Origin of the sequence: Pseudomonas paraglycinae (assembly GCF_021601625.1) — a bacterium.
Lineage (GTDB): Bacteria > Pseudomonadota > Gammaproteobacteria > Pseudomonadales > Pseudomonadaceae > Aquipseudomonas > Aquipseudomonas paraglycinae.
This window is the reverse complement of the sequence record NZ_BQHR01000001.1, coordinates 169,072-184,738: the sequence shown is the minus strand read 5'-3', so window position 1 is coordinate 184,738 and position 15,667 is coordinate 169,072. Positions and strand designations below refer to the sequence as shown.

At 62.3% G+C, this 15,667-nt stretch carries 13 protein-coding genes; all 13 read right to left on the bottom strand.

All coding sequences use genetic code 11. The annotated features are described in order from the left end of the window. Positions 1-59 precede the first annotated feature (59 nt). The gene (gene dtd, locus L6D82_RS00850) at positions 60-497 is read right to left on the bottom strand and encodes a D-aminoacyl-tRNA deacylase (RefSeq protein WP_102687886.1); all 438 of its coding nucleotides are present in this window, start codon (positions 495-497) and stop codon (positions 60-62) included. Next, positions 494-1,465 (bottom strand): prolyl aminopeptidase, encoded by a 972-nt coding sequence (gene pip / locus L6D82_RS00845; RefSeq protein ID WP_007952436.1) that lies wholly within the window; start codon positions 1,463-1,465, stop codon positions 494-496. The genes dtd and pip overlap by 4 nt, the downstream gene beginning before the upstream one ends. 104 nt (positions 1,466-1,569) lie before the next feature. After that, complete coding sequence (locus tag L6D82_RS00840; RefSeq protein ID WP_236187875.1) at positions 1,570-2,487, bottom strand: alpha/beta hydrolase; 918 nt, start codon at positions 2,485-2,487, stop codon at positions 1,570-1,572. Then, complete coding sequence (locus L6D82_RS00835) at positions 2,487-3,434, bottom strand: choline ABC transporter substrate-binding protein (RefSeq protein ID WP_102687884.1); 948 nt, start codon at positions 3,432-3,434, stop codon at positions 2,487-2,489. The genes L6D82_RS00840 and L6D82_RS00835 overlap by 1 nt, the downstream gene beginning before the upstream one ends. Before the next feature lie 293 nt (positions 3,435-3,727). Continuing rightward, a complete protein-coding gene (hutG, locus tag L6D82_RS00830) occupies positions 3,728-4,531 on the bottom strand; it encodes an N-formylglutamate deformylase (protein WP_236187874.1) in 804 nt (267 codons plus the stop codon). Between the two features lie 10 nt (positions 4,532-4,541). Beyond that, complete coding sequence (hutI, locus tag L6D82_RS00825) at positions 4,542-5,747, bottom strand: imidazolonepropionase (protein ID WP_103387335.1); 1,206 nt, start codon at positions 5,745-5,747, stop codon at positions 4,542-4,544. Between the two features lie 248 nt (positions 5,748-5,995). Continuing rightward, positions 5,996-7,528 carry a histidine ammonia-lyase gene (hutH, locus tag L6D82_RS00820; protein WP_236187873.1) on the bottom strand — a complete coding sequence of 511 codons (1,533 nt, stop codon included), beginning with the start codon at positions 7,526-7,528 and terminating at the stop codon, positions 5,996-5,998. Positions 7,529-7,644: 116 nt separating this feature from the next. After that, complete coding sequence (gene hutH / locus L6D82_RS00815; RefSeq protein ID WP_236187871.1) at positions 7,645-9,168, bottom strand: histidine ammonia-lyase; 1,524 nt, start codon at positions 9,166-9,168, stop codon at positions 7,645-7,647. A gap of 145 nt (positions 9,169-9,313) precedes the next feature. After that, positions 9,314-10,144 carry a quaternary amine ABC transporter ATP-binding protein gene (locus L6D82_RS00810; protein WP_052266509.1) on the bottom strand — a complete coding sequence of 277 codons (831 nt, stop codon included), beginning with the start codon at positions 10,142-10,144 and terminating at the stop codon, positions 9,314-9,316. Then, positions 10,141-10,992, bottom strand: a complete 852-nt coding sequence (locus L6D82_RS00805; protein ID WP_007952475.1) for an ABC transporter permease — start codon at positions 10,990-10,992, stop codon at positions 10,141-10,143. The genes L6D82_RS00810 and L6D82_RS00805 overlap by 4 nt, the downstream gene beginning before the upstream one ends. An 84-nt stretch (positions 10,993-11,076) precedes the next feature. Beyond that, complete coding sequence (locus L6D82_RS00800) at positions 11,077-12,045, bottom strand: ABC transporter substrate-binding protein (protein WP_085746394.1); 969 nt, start codon at positions 12,043-12,045, stop codon at positions 11,077-11,079. 70 nt (positions 12,046-12,115) lie between these two features. Beyond that, positions 12,116-13,588: a purine-cytosine permease family protein gene (locus L6D82_RS00795; RefSeq protein WP_236187869.1), complete on the bottom strand. Its 1,473-nt coding sequence runs from the start codon at positions 13,586-13,588 to the stop codon at positions 12,116-12,118. Between the two features lie 77 nt (positions 13,589-13,665). Further along, entirely contained in the window at positions 13,666-15,348 is a 1,683-nt protein-coding gene (gene hutU, locus L6D82_RS00790; protein WP_039764719.1) for a urocanate hydratase, read from the bottom strand. Between the last annotated feature and the right edge of the window lie 319 nt (positions 15,349-15,667).

Genomic DNA, 15,667 nt, shown 5'->3' with positions numbered 1-15,667 from the left:
TATCGCGAAAATTCCCTGTTTTCAGTCGAAAAGCCCTTAAAAAGATGTTTCAAGCGCTTTCATGTCTGTAACAGGAAGGTTACCGGGCCATCGTTGACCAGGTGCACCTGCATATCCGCGCCGAATCTACCTGATGCCACTGTGCCATGCATCTGTTTCGCTTTGCTTAATAGATAGTCGAATAATTCTTCGCCCAGCGTCGGAGGGGCGGCGGTCGAGAAACTCGGGCGCAACCCGCTTTTGGTGTCGGCAGCGAGGGTGAACTGAGAGACCAGCAGCAACCCGCCGCCCACATCCGCCAGGGACAGATTCATCTTGCCCTCGGCGTCACTGAACACTCGATAGTTAAGCAGCTTATGCAGAAGTTTGTCGGCGCTGGCCGGCGTGTCGTCGGGTTCGACCGCCACCAGCACCAGCAAACCCTGATCGACACTGCCAACCACCTCGCCCGCCACTTCGACCCGCGCGCCTTTCACGCGCTGCAAAAGACCCTTCATGCTTCTTCGGGCGGCAGGTCGAGCAGGCGACGGGCCATTTTGCTGGCGGCGCGCACCAGTGCATCGGTGATGCCCGGTTCGGACGCGGCGTGGCCGGCATCGCGGATCACCTGCAGCTCGCTGTTCGGCCAGGCCTGATGCAGTTCCCAGGCGTTGTCGAGCGGGCAGATCACGTCGTAGCGGCCATGGATGATCACGCCCGGCAGATGGGCGATCTTGCCCATGTCGCGGATCAGCTGGTTTGGCTCAAGGAACGCGTTGTTGGTGAAGTAGTGGCATTCGATCCGCGCAATCGACAAGGCGCGCTGCGGCTCGGAGAAGCGGTCGACCACCAGCGGATTCGGACGCAGGGTCGCGGTGCGCCCTTCCCAGGTCGACCAGGCCTTGGCCGCGTGCATCTGGGCGATCTGGTCGTTGCCGGTCAGGCGTTTGTGGAACGCGCTGAGCAGGTCGTCGCGCTCGTCCAGCGGAATTGGCGCGAGGTAGTCCTGCCAGTAATCGGGGAACAGACGGCTGGCGCCGGCCTGGTAGAACCATTCGATTTCCTGCGGACGGCACAGAAAGATCCCGCGCAGGATCAGCCCATGTACGCGCTCCGGGTGGGTCTGCGCGTAGGCCAGCGCCAGGGTCGAACCCCAGGAGCCGCCGAACAGCACCCATTTGTCGATGCCCAGGTGTTTACGAATACGCTCAAGGTCTTCGACCAGATCCCAGGTGGTGTTGTTTTCCAGACTGGCGTGGGGCGTGGAGCGACCGCAACCGCGCTGGTCGAAGGTGACAATGCGATACAGGTTCGGATCAAAATAGCGGCGACTCTGGGCGTCGCACCCGGCGCCGGGACCTCCGTGGATGAACACCACCGGCAAACCTTCCGGTGAACCGCTTTCGTCGACGTACAGCGTGTGGGTGTCATCGACGGCCAGATCGTGCCGTGCGTGAGGTTTGATCTGCGGAAACAAAGTCTGCATTGCGCGCTCCGTAAGGGGTCGAGGTCATCCCTGGGGGGACTTCTATTATTCTGCCGTCCGGCATCATAAACCCGATTTACGTCAATGAGCATGCCCGTGCGCTGTCACAATTTGTCAGCCATGAACCCCAGCAGGTTCTCAAAGAGACGATCGACCTCGGCGACCTGATGCCGCGCCCGCAGGCAGCCGTGAACCAGCCCTTCGCCGTAGTACAGCACCGCGTCGACTCCCGCCGCGTTCAGCCGTTCGGCGTAGCACACGCCGTCGTCACGCAATGGATCGAACTGCGCCACGGCAATCCAGGCCGGGGGCAAACCGCTGAAGTCCCCGGCCAGCAACGGCATCGCATAGGCGTTCGGCTTCGCGGTGCCGCGCAGGTACAAGGCGTGATAGCAATCGACATCGCTGCTGGCGAGCAACGGCGCATCGGCGCATTCGCTGCGCGACGCTAACTGTGCGTCGCCACCCAGCCCCGGATAGATCAAGACCTGCGCGCCCGGCAGCGGCTCGCCGGCATCGCGTAGCGCCAGGCACAGCGCCGCCGCCAGATTGCCGCCGGCGCTGTCGCCCGCCACCAGCATCCGTCCGGGATCGAACCAGAACGGTCCGCTGCGCAACGCGCGCCAGACGCTCAGGCAATCCTCGAAACCGGCCGGGAACGGATGCTCCGGCGCCAGCCGGTAATCCACCGCCACCACCATCGCCCCGAGCGCCATGGCCAACTCGCAGCAGATGAAGTCATGGGAATCCAGCCCGCCGACCACCCAACCGCCGCCATGCAGGTACAACACGCACGGCCAGCCACTGGCCGATGGCCGGACAGGCGGGCGATACGAGCGCACCGCCACCCCGCTCAACTGGAAATCCACCACCTCCAGACCCGCCGGCCGCTCGGGCGTGAAGGCGCGGCACATGGCGTCGTAGGATTTGCGCAATCCGCCGAGGCTGCTGTCATCGCTGGCGAAGCTTTCGGTTCTGGCGACGAACGCCGCCATCGACGGCGAGAGTGGATAAGTGCCCATCAGTTTTTCAGGCTGGCCTGAACCGTGGCCACGCCGTCCTTGCCGTCAAAACTGCTGACACCCGCCAGCCAGCGTTGCAGATCTTCGGGATGCTCACGCAGCCAGGTCTTCGCCACTTCCTGAGGGGTCTTGCGCTCCATGATCGGCACCATCAACTGGCTTTCCTGGGCGGCGGTGAAGGTCAGGTTTTCCAGCAGTCGATGGACGTTCGGGCAGCGCTCGGCGTAGTCCGGCGCGGTGACGGTGGAAACGGTGGCGGCGCCTTCGTTCGGGCCGTAGACGTCTTCGCTGCCGGTCAGGTAGGTGATTTTCATGTTGATGTTCATCGGGTGCGGGGTCCAGCCGACGAATACCACGAATTCCTTGCGGTTTACCGCTCGCTGCACGGCGGCGAGCATGCCGGCCTCACCGGATTCGATGATCTTGAAATCCTTCAGGCCGAAGTGGTTGGTTTCGATCATGGTCTTGATCGTGGTGTTGGCGCCGCTGCCGGGCTCGATGCCGTAGATTTTGGCGCCGAGTTGATCCTTGAATTTCGCGATGTCGCCAAAGGTCTTCAGCCCCGCCGCCGCCACGTAATCCGGAACCGCCAGCGTCGCCTGGGCGTCGGCCAGGCTTGGTTTGTCCATGACTTTGACCTGATTGGCGGCGAGGAACGGCGCGATGTTCTTGTCCATCGCCGGTTTCCAGTAGCCGAGGAAGATATCCAGACGTTTGTCGCGGATGCCGGCGAAGATGATTTGCTGCACGGCGCTGGTTTGCTTGCTTTCATAACCGAGGCCGTTGAGCAGCACGTCGGCCATGCCGCTGGTGGCGATCACGTCGGTCCAGTTGACCACGCCCATGCGCACGGTTTTGCAGGAAGCATCGTCGGAAGCCATGGCGCCGGCGCTGAGCAGCGCACTGCCGGTGAGGATTAACGCACAACGAGTGAACAGTTTTTTCATGTGGGATCGTCTCGTGCGGCAGCGGGTTATTGTTCGGATCGGTGTCTTCTTGCACCGTGGCCGAAACATTACGCAGCAGACGAGCGGGAAAAGCGAACTGTGGCGACCGGGATTTGCACGGTGGCGACTGTTTGAGGGCGCCCCCCCAGATCGCTCACTCACCGCAGATCGTTCCCACGCTCTGCGTGGGAATGCCTCAAGGGACGCTCCGCGTCCAGTGACGCGGAGCGTCACGGGCTGCATTCCCACTCGGACGGTTCGACGCCTCGACGTGGGAACGATCAGACAATCAGTTAGGCTGTATAGCGGGATTTGCCCCAGGCGAGCAGTCCTTGCAGCAACTCCTTGAGCACCACCCGCGTCGGCTCTGCCAGATCGGTGCGATAGCGAAACGGTTCGAACTCTTCCATATACGTGCACTGGCCCAGCTCCAGTTGCACGGCGTGGATGTTCTCGGCCGGGTTGCCGTAGTGACGGGTGATGTGGCCGCCCTTGAAGCGTCCGTTCAGCACATGGCTGTAAGCGTCGTGGCGGGCGCAGATCGCTTCCAGTTGTGTGGCCAGTTGTGGATCGCAACTGGCGCCATTGAAGGTGCCAAGGTTGAAATCCGGCAGCTTGCCGTCGAACAGGTGCGGGATGATCGAACGGATCGAGTGTGCATCGAACAGCAAAGCGTAACCGAACTCGGCCTTCAGCCGCGCCAGCTCTTCCTGCAAGGTGCGGTGGTACGGCGTCCAGATCTGCTCCAGGTACGTCGCGCGCTCTTCTTTCGACGGTTCCTTGCCTTCCTTGAACAACGGAATGCCATCGAACAGCGTCGCCGGGAACAGACCGGTGGTGGCGCCGGCGTACAGCGGTTTGTCGTCGGACGGCCGGTTCAGGTCGATGACGAATCGCGAGTACTCGGCCGCCAGGGTGCTGGCGCCCAGTTCGGCGGCGAAGTCGTAGAGCTGCGGAATATGCCAGTCGGTGTCCGGCAGACTTTTCGCGTCCGGGATCAACCCGGCCTCGACCGCCGGAGTCAGGCGCACACCGGCGTGGGGCATGCTGATCAGCAGCGGCACGCGACCTTGTTTGAAGTTCAGAACCTTATCCACAACCGTTCTCCTACAGACTTGATTCAACGCCGTGACGGACGACGCGTTTATCCAGTTCACCACCCAGCCAGTACGCCAGATCCGCCGGGCGGTCGATCTGCCAGGCGACAAAATCCGCGACCTTGCCGACTTCCAGCGAACCGTGGGTCTCGGCCATGCCCAAGGCTTGCGCCGCGTGAATCGTGGCGCCGGCCAGGGCTTCTTCCGGGGTCATGCGGAAACAGGTGCAGGCCATGTTCAGCATCAAGCGCAACGACAGCGCCGGCGAGGTGCCGGGGTTGAGGTCGCTGGCGATGGCGATTTTCACTTTGTGTTTGCGCAGGGCTTCCATCGGCGGCAACTGGGTTTCGCGCAGGAAGTAGAACGCGCCCGGCAACAGCACTGCGACGGTGTCGGATTCGGCCATGGCGATGGCGTCGGCTTCGTCCATGAACTCCAGGTGATCGGCGGACAACGCGTGATAGCGCGCGGCCAGGCTGGAGCCGTGCAGCGACGACAATTGTTCGGCGTGCAGTTTCACCGGCAGATTGAGTTTTTGCGCGGTGATGAACACACGCTCGACCTGCTCCGGGGAGAACGCCAGGTATTCGCAGAACGCATCCACCGCATCCACCAGGCCTTCGGCGGCCAGCGCCGGGAGCATTTCGGCGCAGATGTGATCGATGTAATCGTCGGCGCGATCCTTGTACTCCGGCGGCAATGCATGAGCGGCCAGGCAGGTGCTGCGCACGCTGATCGGCAGCTCGGCGGCGAGGCGACGGATGACCCGCAGGATCTTGCGCTCGCTGGCCAGATCGAGGCCGTAGCCGGATTTCATTTCGACCGTGGTCACGCCGTCGCGCATCAGGCTTTTCAGGCGTTTGGCGGCGCTGGCGAACAGCTCGTCTTCCGAGGCTTCGCGCGTGGCCCGCACGGTGCTGGCGATGCCGCCGCCGGCCGCTGCGATTTCGGCATAGCTGACGCCTTGCAGGCGCTTCTCGAACTCGCCGCTGCGGTTGCCGCCGAACACGGTGTGAGTGTGGCAATCGATCAGGCCGGGGGTGACCCACGCGCCTTGCAGGTCATTGACCGCCGGGTATTCGCCTGACGGCAATTGGCTGCGCGGGCCAATCCACTCGATGAGTGCACCGGACGTCACGATGGCCGCATCCTCGATGATCGAGTAGACGCCTTGCGCCATGGTTGCGACGTGGCAGTGTTGCCAGAGGGTTTTCACTGTGAGCCTCCGTTGGATTCTGTTTGGTGGGCAGCCTTCAAAAGCCCCCTCACCCTAACCCTCTCCCGGAGGGAGAGGGGACTGACCGGGTTGCTCTTTCGAGGTACATCGACCTGAAATTCTTGAGTCGAACTCAGGTTCTGAAAACGATGAAGATCTGCTCCCTTTCCCCCTCTCCCCCTTGGGGGAGAGGGCTGGGGTGAGGGGGATCGGTTTCCCGGACGACAAAAATCCCCCTGAAAAAACGCTTACAAACTAGGCAGCAACTTCGCCGGAACCAGTTCAGTCAGGACCCGCGAAGCCAACAGTTCGGTCGCCGCGTTGATATCCGGCGCGAAGAAGCGGTCCTTCTCGTAGAACGGCACTTCGCGACGCAGAATCCCTCGGGCCAGTTCCAGTTTGGCCGAAGTTTTCAGGCCGTTGCGCAGATCAAGCCCCTGCACCGCCGCCAGCCACTCCACCGCAAGAATCCCGCGGGTATTCTCAGCCATTTCCCACAGGCGCTTGCCAGCGGCCGGGGCCATCGACACGTGGTCTTCCTGGTTGGCAGAAGTCGGCAGGCTGTCCACCGAATGCGGATGGGACAGCGCCTTGTTCTCGCTGGCCAGGGCCGCAGCGGTCACCTGGGCGATCATGAAGCCGGAGTTCACGCCGCCATTGGCCACCAGGAACGGCGGCAGTTGCGACATGTGCTTGTCCATCATCAGCGAGATACGACGCTCGCTCAGGGAACCGATTTCGGCAATGGCCAGGGCCATGTTGTCAGCGGCCATGGCTACCGGCTCGGCGTGGAAGTTGCCGCCGGAAATCACGTCGCCTTCGGCCGCGAACACCAGCGGGTTGTCGGATACGGCGTTGGCCTCGACAGTCAGCACTTCGGCGGCCTGACGGAACTGGGTCAGGCACGCGCCCATGACTTGCGGCTGGCAACGCAGCGAGTACGGGTCCTGCACCTTTTCGCAGTTCTGGTGCGAGTCGGAGACTTCGCTACGCTCGCCCAGCAGATCGCGGTAAGCGGCAGCGGCGTCGATCTGGCCTTTCTGGCCACGGGCGGCGTGGATGCGCGCATCGAACGGCGAACGCGAGCCGAGCACCGCTTCGACCGTCAGACCGCCCAGCGCCAAAGCGCCAGCAAACAGGTCTTCACCTTCGAACAGACCGCGCAAAGCGAAAGCGGTGGAAACCTGAGTGCCATTGAGCAGCGCCAGACCTTCTTTCGCCGCCAGAGTCAGCGGGGTCAGACCGGCGACTTTCAGCGCTTCGGTCGCTTCCATCCACTCGCCCTTGTAACGCGCCTTGCCCTCGCCCAGCAGCACCAGCGACATGTGCGCCAATGGCGCGAGGTCGCCGGAGGCACCGACCGAACCTTTCAATGGAATGTGCGGATAGACCTCGGCGTTGATCAGGGTGATCAGCGCATCGATCACCACCCGACGGATGCCGGAGAAACCACGGCTGAGGCTGTTGACCTTGAGCACCATGATCAGGCGCACCAGCTCATCGCTGATCGGCTGGCCGACACCGGCGGCGTGGGACAGCACCAGCGAACGCTGGAGGTTTTCCAGGTCTTCGCTGGCAATGCGGGTCGAGGCCAGCAGGCCGAAACCGGTGTTGATGCCGTAGGCGGTGCGGTTTTCCGCGAGTATCTGCTCGACGCAGGCCACACTGGCCTCGATCTGCGCGCTGGCGCTGTTGTCGAGGGTCAGCTTGACCGGATTCTGATAAACGTCACGCAGTTGGGCCAGGCTCAGTTGGCCGGGGATCAGGTTCAGCGCAGTCATTTTGTGCTCCTTTTGAGAGTTTATTGTTAACTCGCCAGACGCTCCGGAGATGTCCGTTGTCCGTCGCGTCTGCCCTTTTGGGGAGCCGCGCCTTGGCACGCTGGCGTGGGTAGTTGTCAGTGCAAATTCGGTAATGCGTTGTGCAGCAGATCCGTGTCTTTCAGAACGCTTGCAGCTGCGGCGATGTCCGGCGCCAGCCAGCGGTCCTGATCGTAGGCCGGGACTTTTTCGCGCAGCAGTCGCCAGGCGGTATCGGTGCCGGCGCCGAATCGCTGTTCCTTGAGAAATTCAAACGCCTGGGCCGCCAGCAGGTACTCGATCGCGAGGATCTGCGTGCAGTTTTCCAGCGCGCGATGCAGCTTCAGCGCGGCGTTGGTGCCCATGCTCAGATGGTCTTCCTGCAGGCCCGAGGTGACGTAGTTGTCGAGCACCGCCGGTTGCGCCAACTGGCGGTTTTCCGCGCACAGCGACGCGGCGACGTATTGCACGATCATCATCCCGGAGTTCACCCCCGGATTGGCCACCAGAAACGCCGGCAGACCGCTGACGTGCGGGTTGATCAGGCGATCCAGACGCCGCTCGGCAATCGAGCCGATTTCAGCCATCGCAATCGCCAGCAGATCCGCCGCCAGCGCCACCGATTGTCCGTGCGGGTTGGCCTGGGACATCACCCGGAAGTCATCCGGCGTGCCCAGCAGCAACGGGTTGTCGGTGCAGCCGTTGAGCTCGGTTTCGATCTGTTTGATCGCGTGTTCCAGTTGATCGCGCGCAGCACCGTGCACCTGCGGGATCGAGCGGATGCTCAAGGCATCCTGAGTGCGAATGCCTTTGCTCGACTCAATCACTTCACTGCCATCGAGCAAGGCGCGCAGGTTGACGCCGACCTGCTGCATGCCCGGATGCGGCTTGAGCGCGATGATCTCGGCATCGAAAGCGGCGATCTGGCCGCGTTGTGCTTCAAAGCTCATGGCGCCGATCACGTCGGCCCATTGCAGCAGACGCGTGGCGTCGGCAATCGCCAGGCAACCGAGGCCGGTCATGCACGGCGTGCCGTTGACCAGACACAGACCGTCCTTCGCCCCGAGCTGCACCGGTTGCAGGCCCTCTTCGGCCAGCGCCTGCTGCGCGGAAACCACTTGCCCGCGATAACTGACATTGCCCACGCCCAGCAGCGCGATGCCGATGTGCGCCATGTGGGTCAGGTAACCCACCGAACCCTGCGACGGCACTTGCGGGGTGATGCCGCGATTGAGCAGCGCCAGCAGCGCTTCGACCACCCGGCGATGAATGCCGGATTTGCCGTGGCTGTAGTTGCGGATCGCAGCGCACATGATTGCGCGGGTCTGCTCGTCGGCCAGTACCGGACCGACGCCGCAGGCATGGCTGAGCAAGGTGTTGCGCGACAGCTGACTGAGCTGCTCGTCTTTCAGCGAAACGTTGCACAGCGCACCGAGACCGGTGTTCACACCATAGGCGCGCTCGCCGCTGGCAACGATACGCTGGACGATGCCCTGCGCGTTTTCAATGCGCGCCCAGGTCTGCGCCGACAGCTCGAGCTGCGCTCCGTGACGGGCGACTGCGACCACATCCTGCCAACGCATCGTAGCGTCGGCGATAACGACTTTTTCAGCCTGGGACATCACTTACCTCAACCATAATTTTGATGCAGCTTCACCGGCCTCATCGCTGGCAAGCCAGCTCCCACAGAATCTCCGCTGCTCACACAATCCCTGTGGGAGCGGGCTTGCCCGCGATGAGGCCAGTCTGTGCACTGCAAAACTCAGATCAGACCACCGCCGCCCGCCGCTGCACGAAACGGTCGACATACTCGTCCGCCGGCGAATGCAGGATCTCTTTCGGCGTGCCGACCTGGATCAGGCGGCCGTCCTTGAGGATCGCGATGCGGTTGCCGATGCGCACGGCCTCGTCGAGGTCGTGGGTGATGAAGACGATGGTCTTGTGCAGGGTCTTTTGCAGCTCCAGCAACTGGTCCTGCATCTCGGCGCGGATCAGCGGATCCAGCGCACTGAAGGCTTCGTCCATCAGGATGATGTCGGTATCCGCCGCCAATGCCCGGGCCAGACCCACACGCTGGCGCATGCCGCCGGAGAGCTGGTGCGGGTATTTGTTTTCGTAGCCCTTGAGGCCCACGGTGTTGATCCAGTGCAACGCACGTTCGGCGCACAGCTGCTTGCTCTCGCCGCGCACTTTCAGGCCGTAGGCGACGTTGTCGAGGACGGTCTTGTGCGGCAGCAGGCCGAAGCTCTGGAACACCATGCTGATCTTGTGCCGGCGAAATTCGCGCAGGGCTTCCATGTCGTATTGCAGGATGTCCACGCCGTCCACCAGGATCGCGCCGCTGGTCGGGTCGATCAGGCGGTTGAAGTGGCGCACCAGCGTCGATTTTCCGGAGCCGGACAGGCCCATGATCACGAAGATCTCGCCGGTACCGATGCTCAGGGACAAGTCGTTGACCCCGACCACGCAACCGGTTTCGTTCAGCACCTGATCCTTGGTCTTGCCCTGGCCGACCATCGCCAGGGCGTCCTTGGCGCGGTTGCCGAAAATCTTGAAGACGTTTTTGACTTCGATCTTGCTCACGGTTGCGTTGCTCATTTGCTCACCTCATGCCGTGGCCGACCATACGCCTGGGTAATGCGGTCGATGACCACTGCGAGAATCACGATCGCCAGACCGGCTTCCAGGCCACGTCCGACGTTGAGGGTCTGAATGCCCACCAGCACATCTTCACCCAGGCCACGGGCGCCGATCATCGAGGCGATCACCACCATCGACAGGGCCATCATGGTGGTCTGGTTGATCCCGGCCATGATGCTCGGCAGGGCCAGCGGCAGTTGCACGCCGAACAGTTGCTGCCAGCGGTTGGCGCCGAAGGCGTTGATCGCTTCCATCACTTCACCATCGACCTGGCGGATGCCCAGATCGGTCAGGCGGATCAGCGGCGGCGCGGCGTAGATCACGGTGGCGAAAATCGCCGGCACCTTGCCCAGGCCGAACAGCATCAGCACCGGAATCAGGTACACGAAGCTGGGCATGGTCTGCATGATGTCGAGCAGCGGCATCAGCACCGAACGCAGGCGATTGCTGCGCGCCGAGAGAATCCCCAGCGGTACGCCGATCAGCACCGAAATGACCGTCGCCACCATCATCAGCGCGAGGGTCTGCATCAACTTGTCCCACAGGCCGACGGCGCCGACCAGGAACAACAGACCGACGATCACGGCGGTGGTCACGACTTTGCGCGTCGCATGCCAGGCCACGACGCCGACGATGGCCAGCATCAACCACCACGGCGCGGCGCGCAGCAGGCCTTCAAGATTGACGATGGCCCACAGCAGGGTGTCGGAGATATGGCGGAACACGTCGCCGTAATTGGTGACCAGCGCATCGACCCAACCGTTGACCCAGTCGGCGATGGAAAAGGTAAAGCTTTCGGGAAACATAAGCGGCTCTCAATCAGGAAACTCAATCAAGCGATTGCGGCGAACACCCCGGCCAGCCTCTCGGTTGGCCGGGAGGAATTCGACCTACAGCGCCGCGTCGATTTTCTTGGCAGCGTCTTCACTCACCCACGCATGCCAGACCTCAGGATGTTCCTTGAGGAAGATTTTCGCCAGTTTTGGCGACTCGATACGTTCCTTCGCCATGCGGCCCAGGTTCTGGTTCAGCAGGTCGATCGGCAGGTTGACCTTTTCCAGCACGGCCACCAGTTCCGGCGCTTGCTCGTGGAAGGTCTTGGACAGACCGACCTTGATGGTCACGGTCTTGTCGACGCCCGCTTTTTCTTCCAGTTTGACTGCGTCGATCTGGCCCATCAGCGGGGTTGGCGACCAGTAGTAGAACAGGATCGGCTCGCCACGCTTGTAGCTCGACAGCACGGCCGCATCCAGCGCTGGACCTGTGCCCGGACGGAAGTTGGTGTAGCTGTTTTCCAGGCCGTAGCTTTTCAGCATTTCGCTGTTGTCCAGCTCGCAGGTCCAGCCGGCCGGGCAGTTGTAGAAGCGGCCCTTGGAAGGCTCTTCGGCGTCCTTGAAGATGGCGGCGTATTTGCCCAGGTCGGCGATGTTTTTCAGGTCCGGCGCCTTGGCTTCGAGTTTGCGTTTGGCGTCGCCTTCGATCACGTAACGCGGCACGTACCAGCCTTCGATCGCCCCCACCACCGGGGCGCCGACACCGACGACCTTGCCGGCCTTCTCGGCCTTGTTCCAGACCTCGCTGCGGCCAACCCATTCTTCGGCGAAGATCTGGATGTCGTTGCTGCTCAGGGCGTTTTCCATGGTGATGGAGTTGCCCGGCAGGCTGTCGGTCTTGCAGTCGTAACCTTTTTCCAGCACCACCTGCAGAACGTCGGTCAGCAGCATGCCGCTTTCCCAGTTCAGGCCGGCGAATTTCACCGGTTTGCCGGACTCGCACCAGCCGGCGGCCTGGGTCGCGCCGGCGCTGGCCAGCAGGCCCATGGAAAGCAAGGTGGTCAGCAGGGTCTTGTTCGATTTCATTGTTGTGACGCTCCTAATCATGAATTGGCTTACGGCAGTCAAGAGGCATCCAGCCCTGTCCACGTCCAAATCAGGCCTGCGCCGCAGCGCGACCGGCCCCGCTTGTTTTAGGTTGTACAACGCTGTCCTGCTCGACGGGCAGAATCAGTCGATCGGGTACGGTGCCGTGCCATTTTTTCGCGCAGACGTAGTACAGCGCTGCGGGCAGCACGAGACCGATGATCCAAGAAATATCCACATCCCCCAGGGCCGCTACCAATGGACCGGTATAGAACTTGGTGGAAATGAACGGCAGTTGCACCAGCACCCCGAACACATAAACGCTGATACCGAGGAGGTTCCAGCGGCCGTAGCGACCGTTCGGATCCGCCAGCGCCGGTACGTCATAGCGCTCACGGGTGATGCAGTAGTAGTCCACCAGGTTGATCGCGCTCCACGGCGTGAAGAACGCCAGCAGGAACAGGATGAAGGACTTGAACGCACCGAGGAACGAATGCTGGCCGAGCAACGCGATCAGGGTCGCCGCGCCGACGATCACCAGCACGAACACCAGACGCTGCATCCGCGAAACCTGCAAGTTGCCACGGAAGCCGCTGATGATGGTCGCGATGCACATGAAGCTGCCGTAGGAGTTCAGGGTGGAGATGGTGACCTTGCCGAACGCGATGCTGAAATACAGCAGCGCGGCGGTGGCACCGGTCCCGCCCAGACCGACGATGTAAGCGACTTCATGACCGGCGAATTGCCCGTTGGCCGAAGCGGCCGCGAACACACCGAGGATCATCGCCACCTGCGCACCAATCACCGAACCGGCACCGGCGGCGAAGAAGGTTTTCACCGAAGACACCTGGCTCGGCAGGTAGCGCGAGTAGTCCGCCACGTACGGGCCGAAAGCGATCTGCCAGGAGGCCGCGAGCGACACCGCCAGCAGGAAACTGCTCCAGCTGAAGTGACGGATTTCCAGAAGTGCGCCGACGTCCACCTGACTCATCAAACGGCTGAACAGGTACACGAAAGCAATCACGCCAATGGCACTGGCGATGCGGCCGATCCAGTGAATCACCCGATAGCCGAGCACCGTGACCACGACGATGACGCTGGCGAAAAGCAGGATGCCGAAGGTGTCGCTGACCCCGAACAACTGGCCCAGCGCCTGACCGGACAACACGGTCCCGGTGGCGGTGAAGCCGAGGTACATCAGGCACACCAGCACGATCGGAATCGCCGCGCCGTAGACGCCGAACTGCACCCGGCTGGAAATCATCTGCGGCAGGCCAAGCTTCGGCCCTTGCGCCGCGTGCAGCGCCATCACCCCGCCGCCCAGCAGTTGACCGATCAGCAGACCGATCAACGACCAGAACACATCGCCGCCCAGCACCACGGCCAGTGCCCCGGTGACAATCGCGGTGATTTGCAGGTTGGCACCCATCCACAGGGTGAACTGACTGAACAGACGACCGTGTCTTTCCGCTTCCGGGATATAGTCGATCGAACGCCTTTCGATCAACGGTTTACTGCCTGCACGATCGGTGTTGCCCGCCATGATTCAACCTCTGTGGATTGTTCTGGTTATTGTTGTTGTGGCCCTGCGGGAGCGAGGGTGCCCGCTCCCGCAGATGTTCACTTGCCGGTGATCATCGGCAGGTTCAGCCCTTGTTCCTTGGCGCAGTCGATGGCGATCTGGTAACCGGCATCGGCGTGACGCATGACGCCGGTGCCCGGGTCGTTGTGCAGCACGCGAGCGATACGCTCGGCCGCTTCGTCAGTACCGTCGCAGACAATCACCATGCCCGAGTGCTGGGAGAAGCCCATGCCGACGCCGCCGCCGTGGTGCAGGGAAACCCAGGTCGCGCCGCTCGCGGTGTTAAGCAGCGCGTTGAGCAGCGGCCAGTCGGAGACTGCATCGGAGCCGTCCTGCATCGATTCGGTTTCGCGGTTCGGGCTGGAGACCGAGCCGGAGTCGAGGTGGTCGCGACCGATCACGATCGGTGCCGACAGCTCGCCGCTGCGGACCATTTCGTTGAACGCCAGACCGAGCTTGGCGCGCAGGCCCAGGCCGACCCAGCAGATACGCGCCGGCAGACCCTGGAAGCTGATGCGCTCGCGGGCCATGTCCAGCCAGTTGTGCAGGTGGGCGTCGTCCGGGATCAGTTCTTTGACTTTCGCGTCGGTCTTGTAGATGTCCTGCGGGTCACCGGACAGCGCAGCCCAGCGGAACGGGCCGATGCCACGGCAGAACAGCGGACGGATGTAGGCCGGTACGAAGCCCGGGAAATCGAATGCGTTTTCGACGCCCTCTTCCTGAGCCATCTGACGGATGTTGTTGCCGTAGTCGAAGGTCGGCACGCCCATTTTCTGGAAGTCGAGCATGGCTTTGACGTGAACGGCCATCGATTGCTTGGCGGCCTTGACCACAGCGGCTGGCTCGGTCTTGGCGCGGGCGCGGTATTCGTCCCAGGTCCAGCCGGCCGGCAGGTAACCGTTGAGCGGGTCGTGGGCGCTGGTCTGATCGGTGACCATGTCCGGGCGCACGCCGCGCTTGACCAGTTCCGGAAGGATTTCAGCGGCGTTGCCGCACAGGGCGATGGAAACCGCCTTGCCTTCGGAGGTGTATTTGGCGATGCGGGCCAGCGCGTCGTCGAGGTCTTTGGCCTGCTCGTCGACGTAGCGGGTCTTGAGGCGGAAATCGATGCTGATCTGCTGGCATTCGATGTTCAGCGAGCAGGCACCGGCGAGGGTCGCGGCCAGTGGCTGGGCGCCGCCCATGCCGCCGAGGCCGGCGGTCAGTACCCATTTGCCGGTGAGGTTGTCGTTATAGTGCTGGCGACCGGCTTCAACGAAGGTTTCGTAGGTGCCCTGGACGATGCCCTGGCTGCCGATGTAGATCCAGCTGCCGGCGGTCATCTGGCCGTACATGGCCAAGCCTTTGGCGTCGAGTTCGTTGAAGTGTTCCCAGGTCGCCCAGTGTGGCACCAGGTTGGAGTTGGCGATCAGTACGCGCGGGGCGTTGCTGTGGGTCTTGAACACGCCGACCGGCTTGCCCGATTGCACCAGCAGGGTTTCGTCTTCGTTGAGGTTGGTCAGGCTCTCGACGATCTTGTCGTAGCACTCCCAGTTACGCGCAGCGCGACCGATGCCACCGTAGACCACCAGCTCTTTCGGATTCTCGGCGACTTCCGGGTCGAGGTTGTTCATCAGCATGCGCAGCGGCGCTTCGGTCAGCCAGCTCTTGGCGGTCAGCTTGTTGCCGCGGGCGGCACGGATTTCGACGTCACGAAACTTAGTGGTTTTGTTGTCAGTCACGAAAAAGACTCCTCAGCGATCAATTCAAACCAACCCTGGCAGTGGGCAAGCAGCCTGTGCGCATCAGTGCGCGACAAGCGAATCAGTGGACGCTGCGGAGAGTCTCGATCGACTCATACGCATACGTCTTTACTTGTACATACAAGCATATGCAATCAAGCGGCCAACTTGTTGGAGGGTCGTTCAACAAAAATCCCGGGCAGGGCTGGAAAGCGCCTGAATCAAGGGCTCTGGCATTCATGAAATTTTTCGCGGGGTGGATTGAGGGTAGCGAGAGGTTGTTACGAAAGCGTGGTTTTGCGCCACACTGGGGCGTTCG

Coding starts and splice junctions, on each gene's coding strand:
- dtd (WP_102687886.1), bottom strand. CDS start 497: ATGAAGGGTCTTTTGCAGCGCGTGAAAGGCGCGCGGGTCGAAGTGGCG.
- pip (WP_007952436.1), bottom strand. CDS start 1,465: ATGCAGACTTTGTTTCCGCAGATCAAACCTCACGCACGGCACGATCTG.
- L6D82_RS00840 (WP_236187875.1), bottom strand. CDS start 2,487: ATGGGCACTTATCCACTCTCGCCGTCGATGGCGGCGTTCGTCGCCAGA.
- L6D82_RS00835 (WP_102687884.1), bottom strand. CDS start 3,434: ATGAAAAAACTGTTCACTCGTTGTGCGTTAATCCTCACCGGCAGTGCG.
- hutH (WP_236187873.1), bottom strand. CDS start 7,528: ATGACTGCGCTGAACCTGATCCCCGGCCAACTGAGCCTGGCCCAACTG.
- hutH (WP_236187871.1), bottom strand. CDS start 9,168: ATGTCCCAGGCTGAAAAAGTCGTTATCGCCGACGCTACGATGCGTTGG.
- L6D82_RS00810 (WP_052266509.1), bottom strand. CDS start 10,144: ATGAGCAACGCAACCGTGAGCAAGATCGAAGTCAAAAACGTCTTCAAG.
- L6D82_RS00805 (WP_007952475.1), bottom strand. CDS start 10,992: ATGTTTCCCGAAAGCTTTACCTTTTCCATCGCCGACTGGGTCAACGGT.
- L6D82_RS00800 (WP_085746394.1), bottom strand. CDS start 12,045: ATGAAATCGAACAAGACCCTGCTGACCACCTTGCTTTCCATGGGCCTG.
- L6D82_RS00795 (WP_236187869.1), bottom strand. CDS start 13,588: ATGGCGGGCAACACCGATCGTGCAGGCAGTAAACCGTTGATCGAAAGG.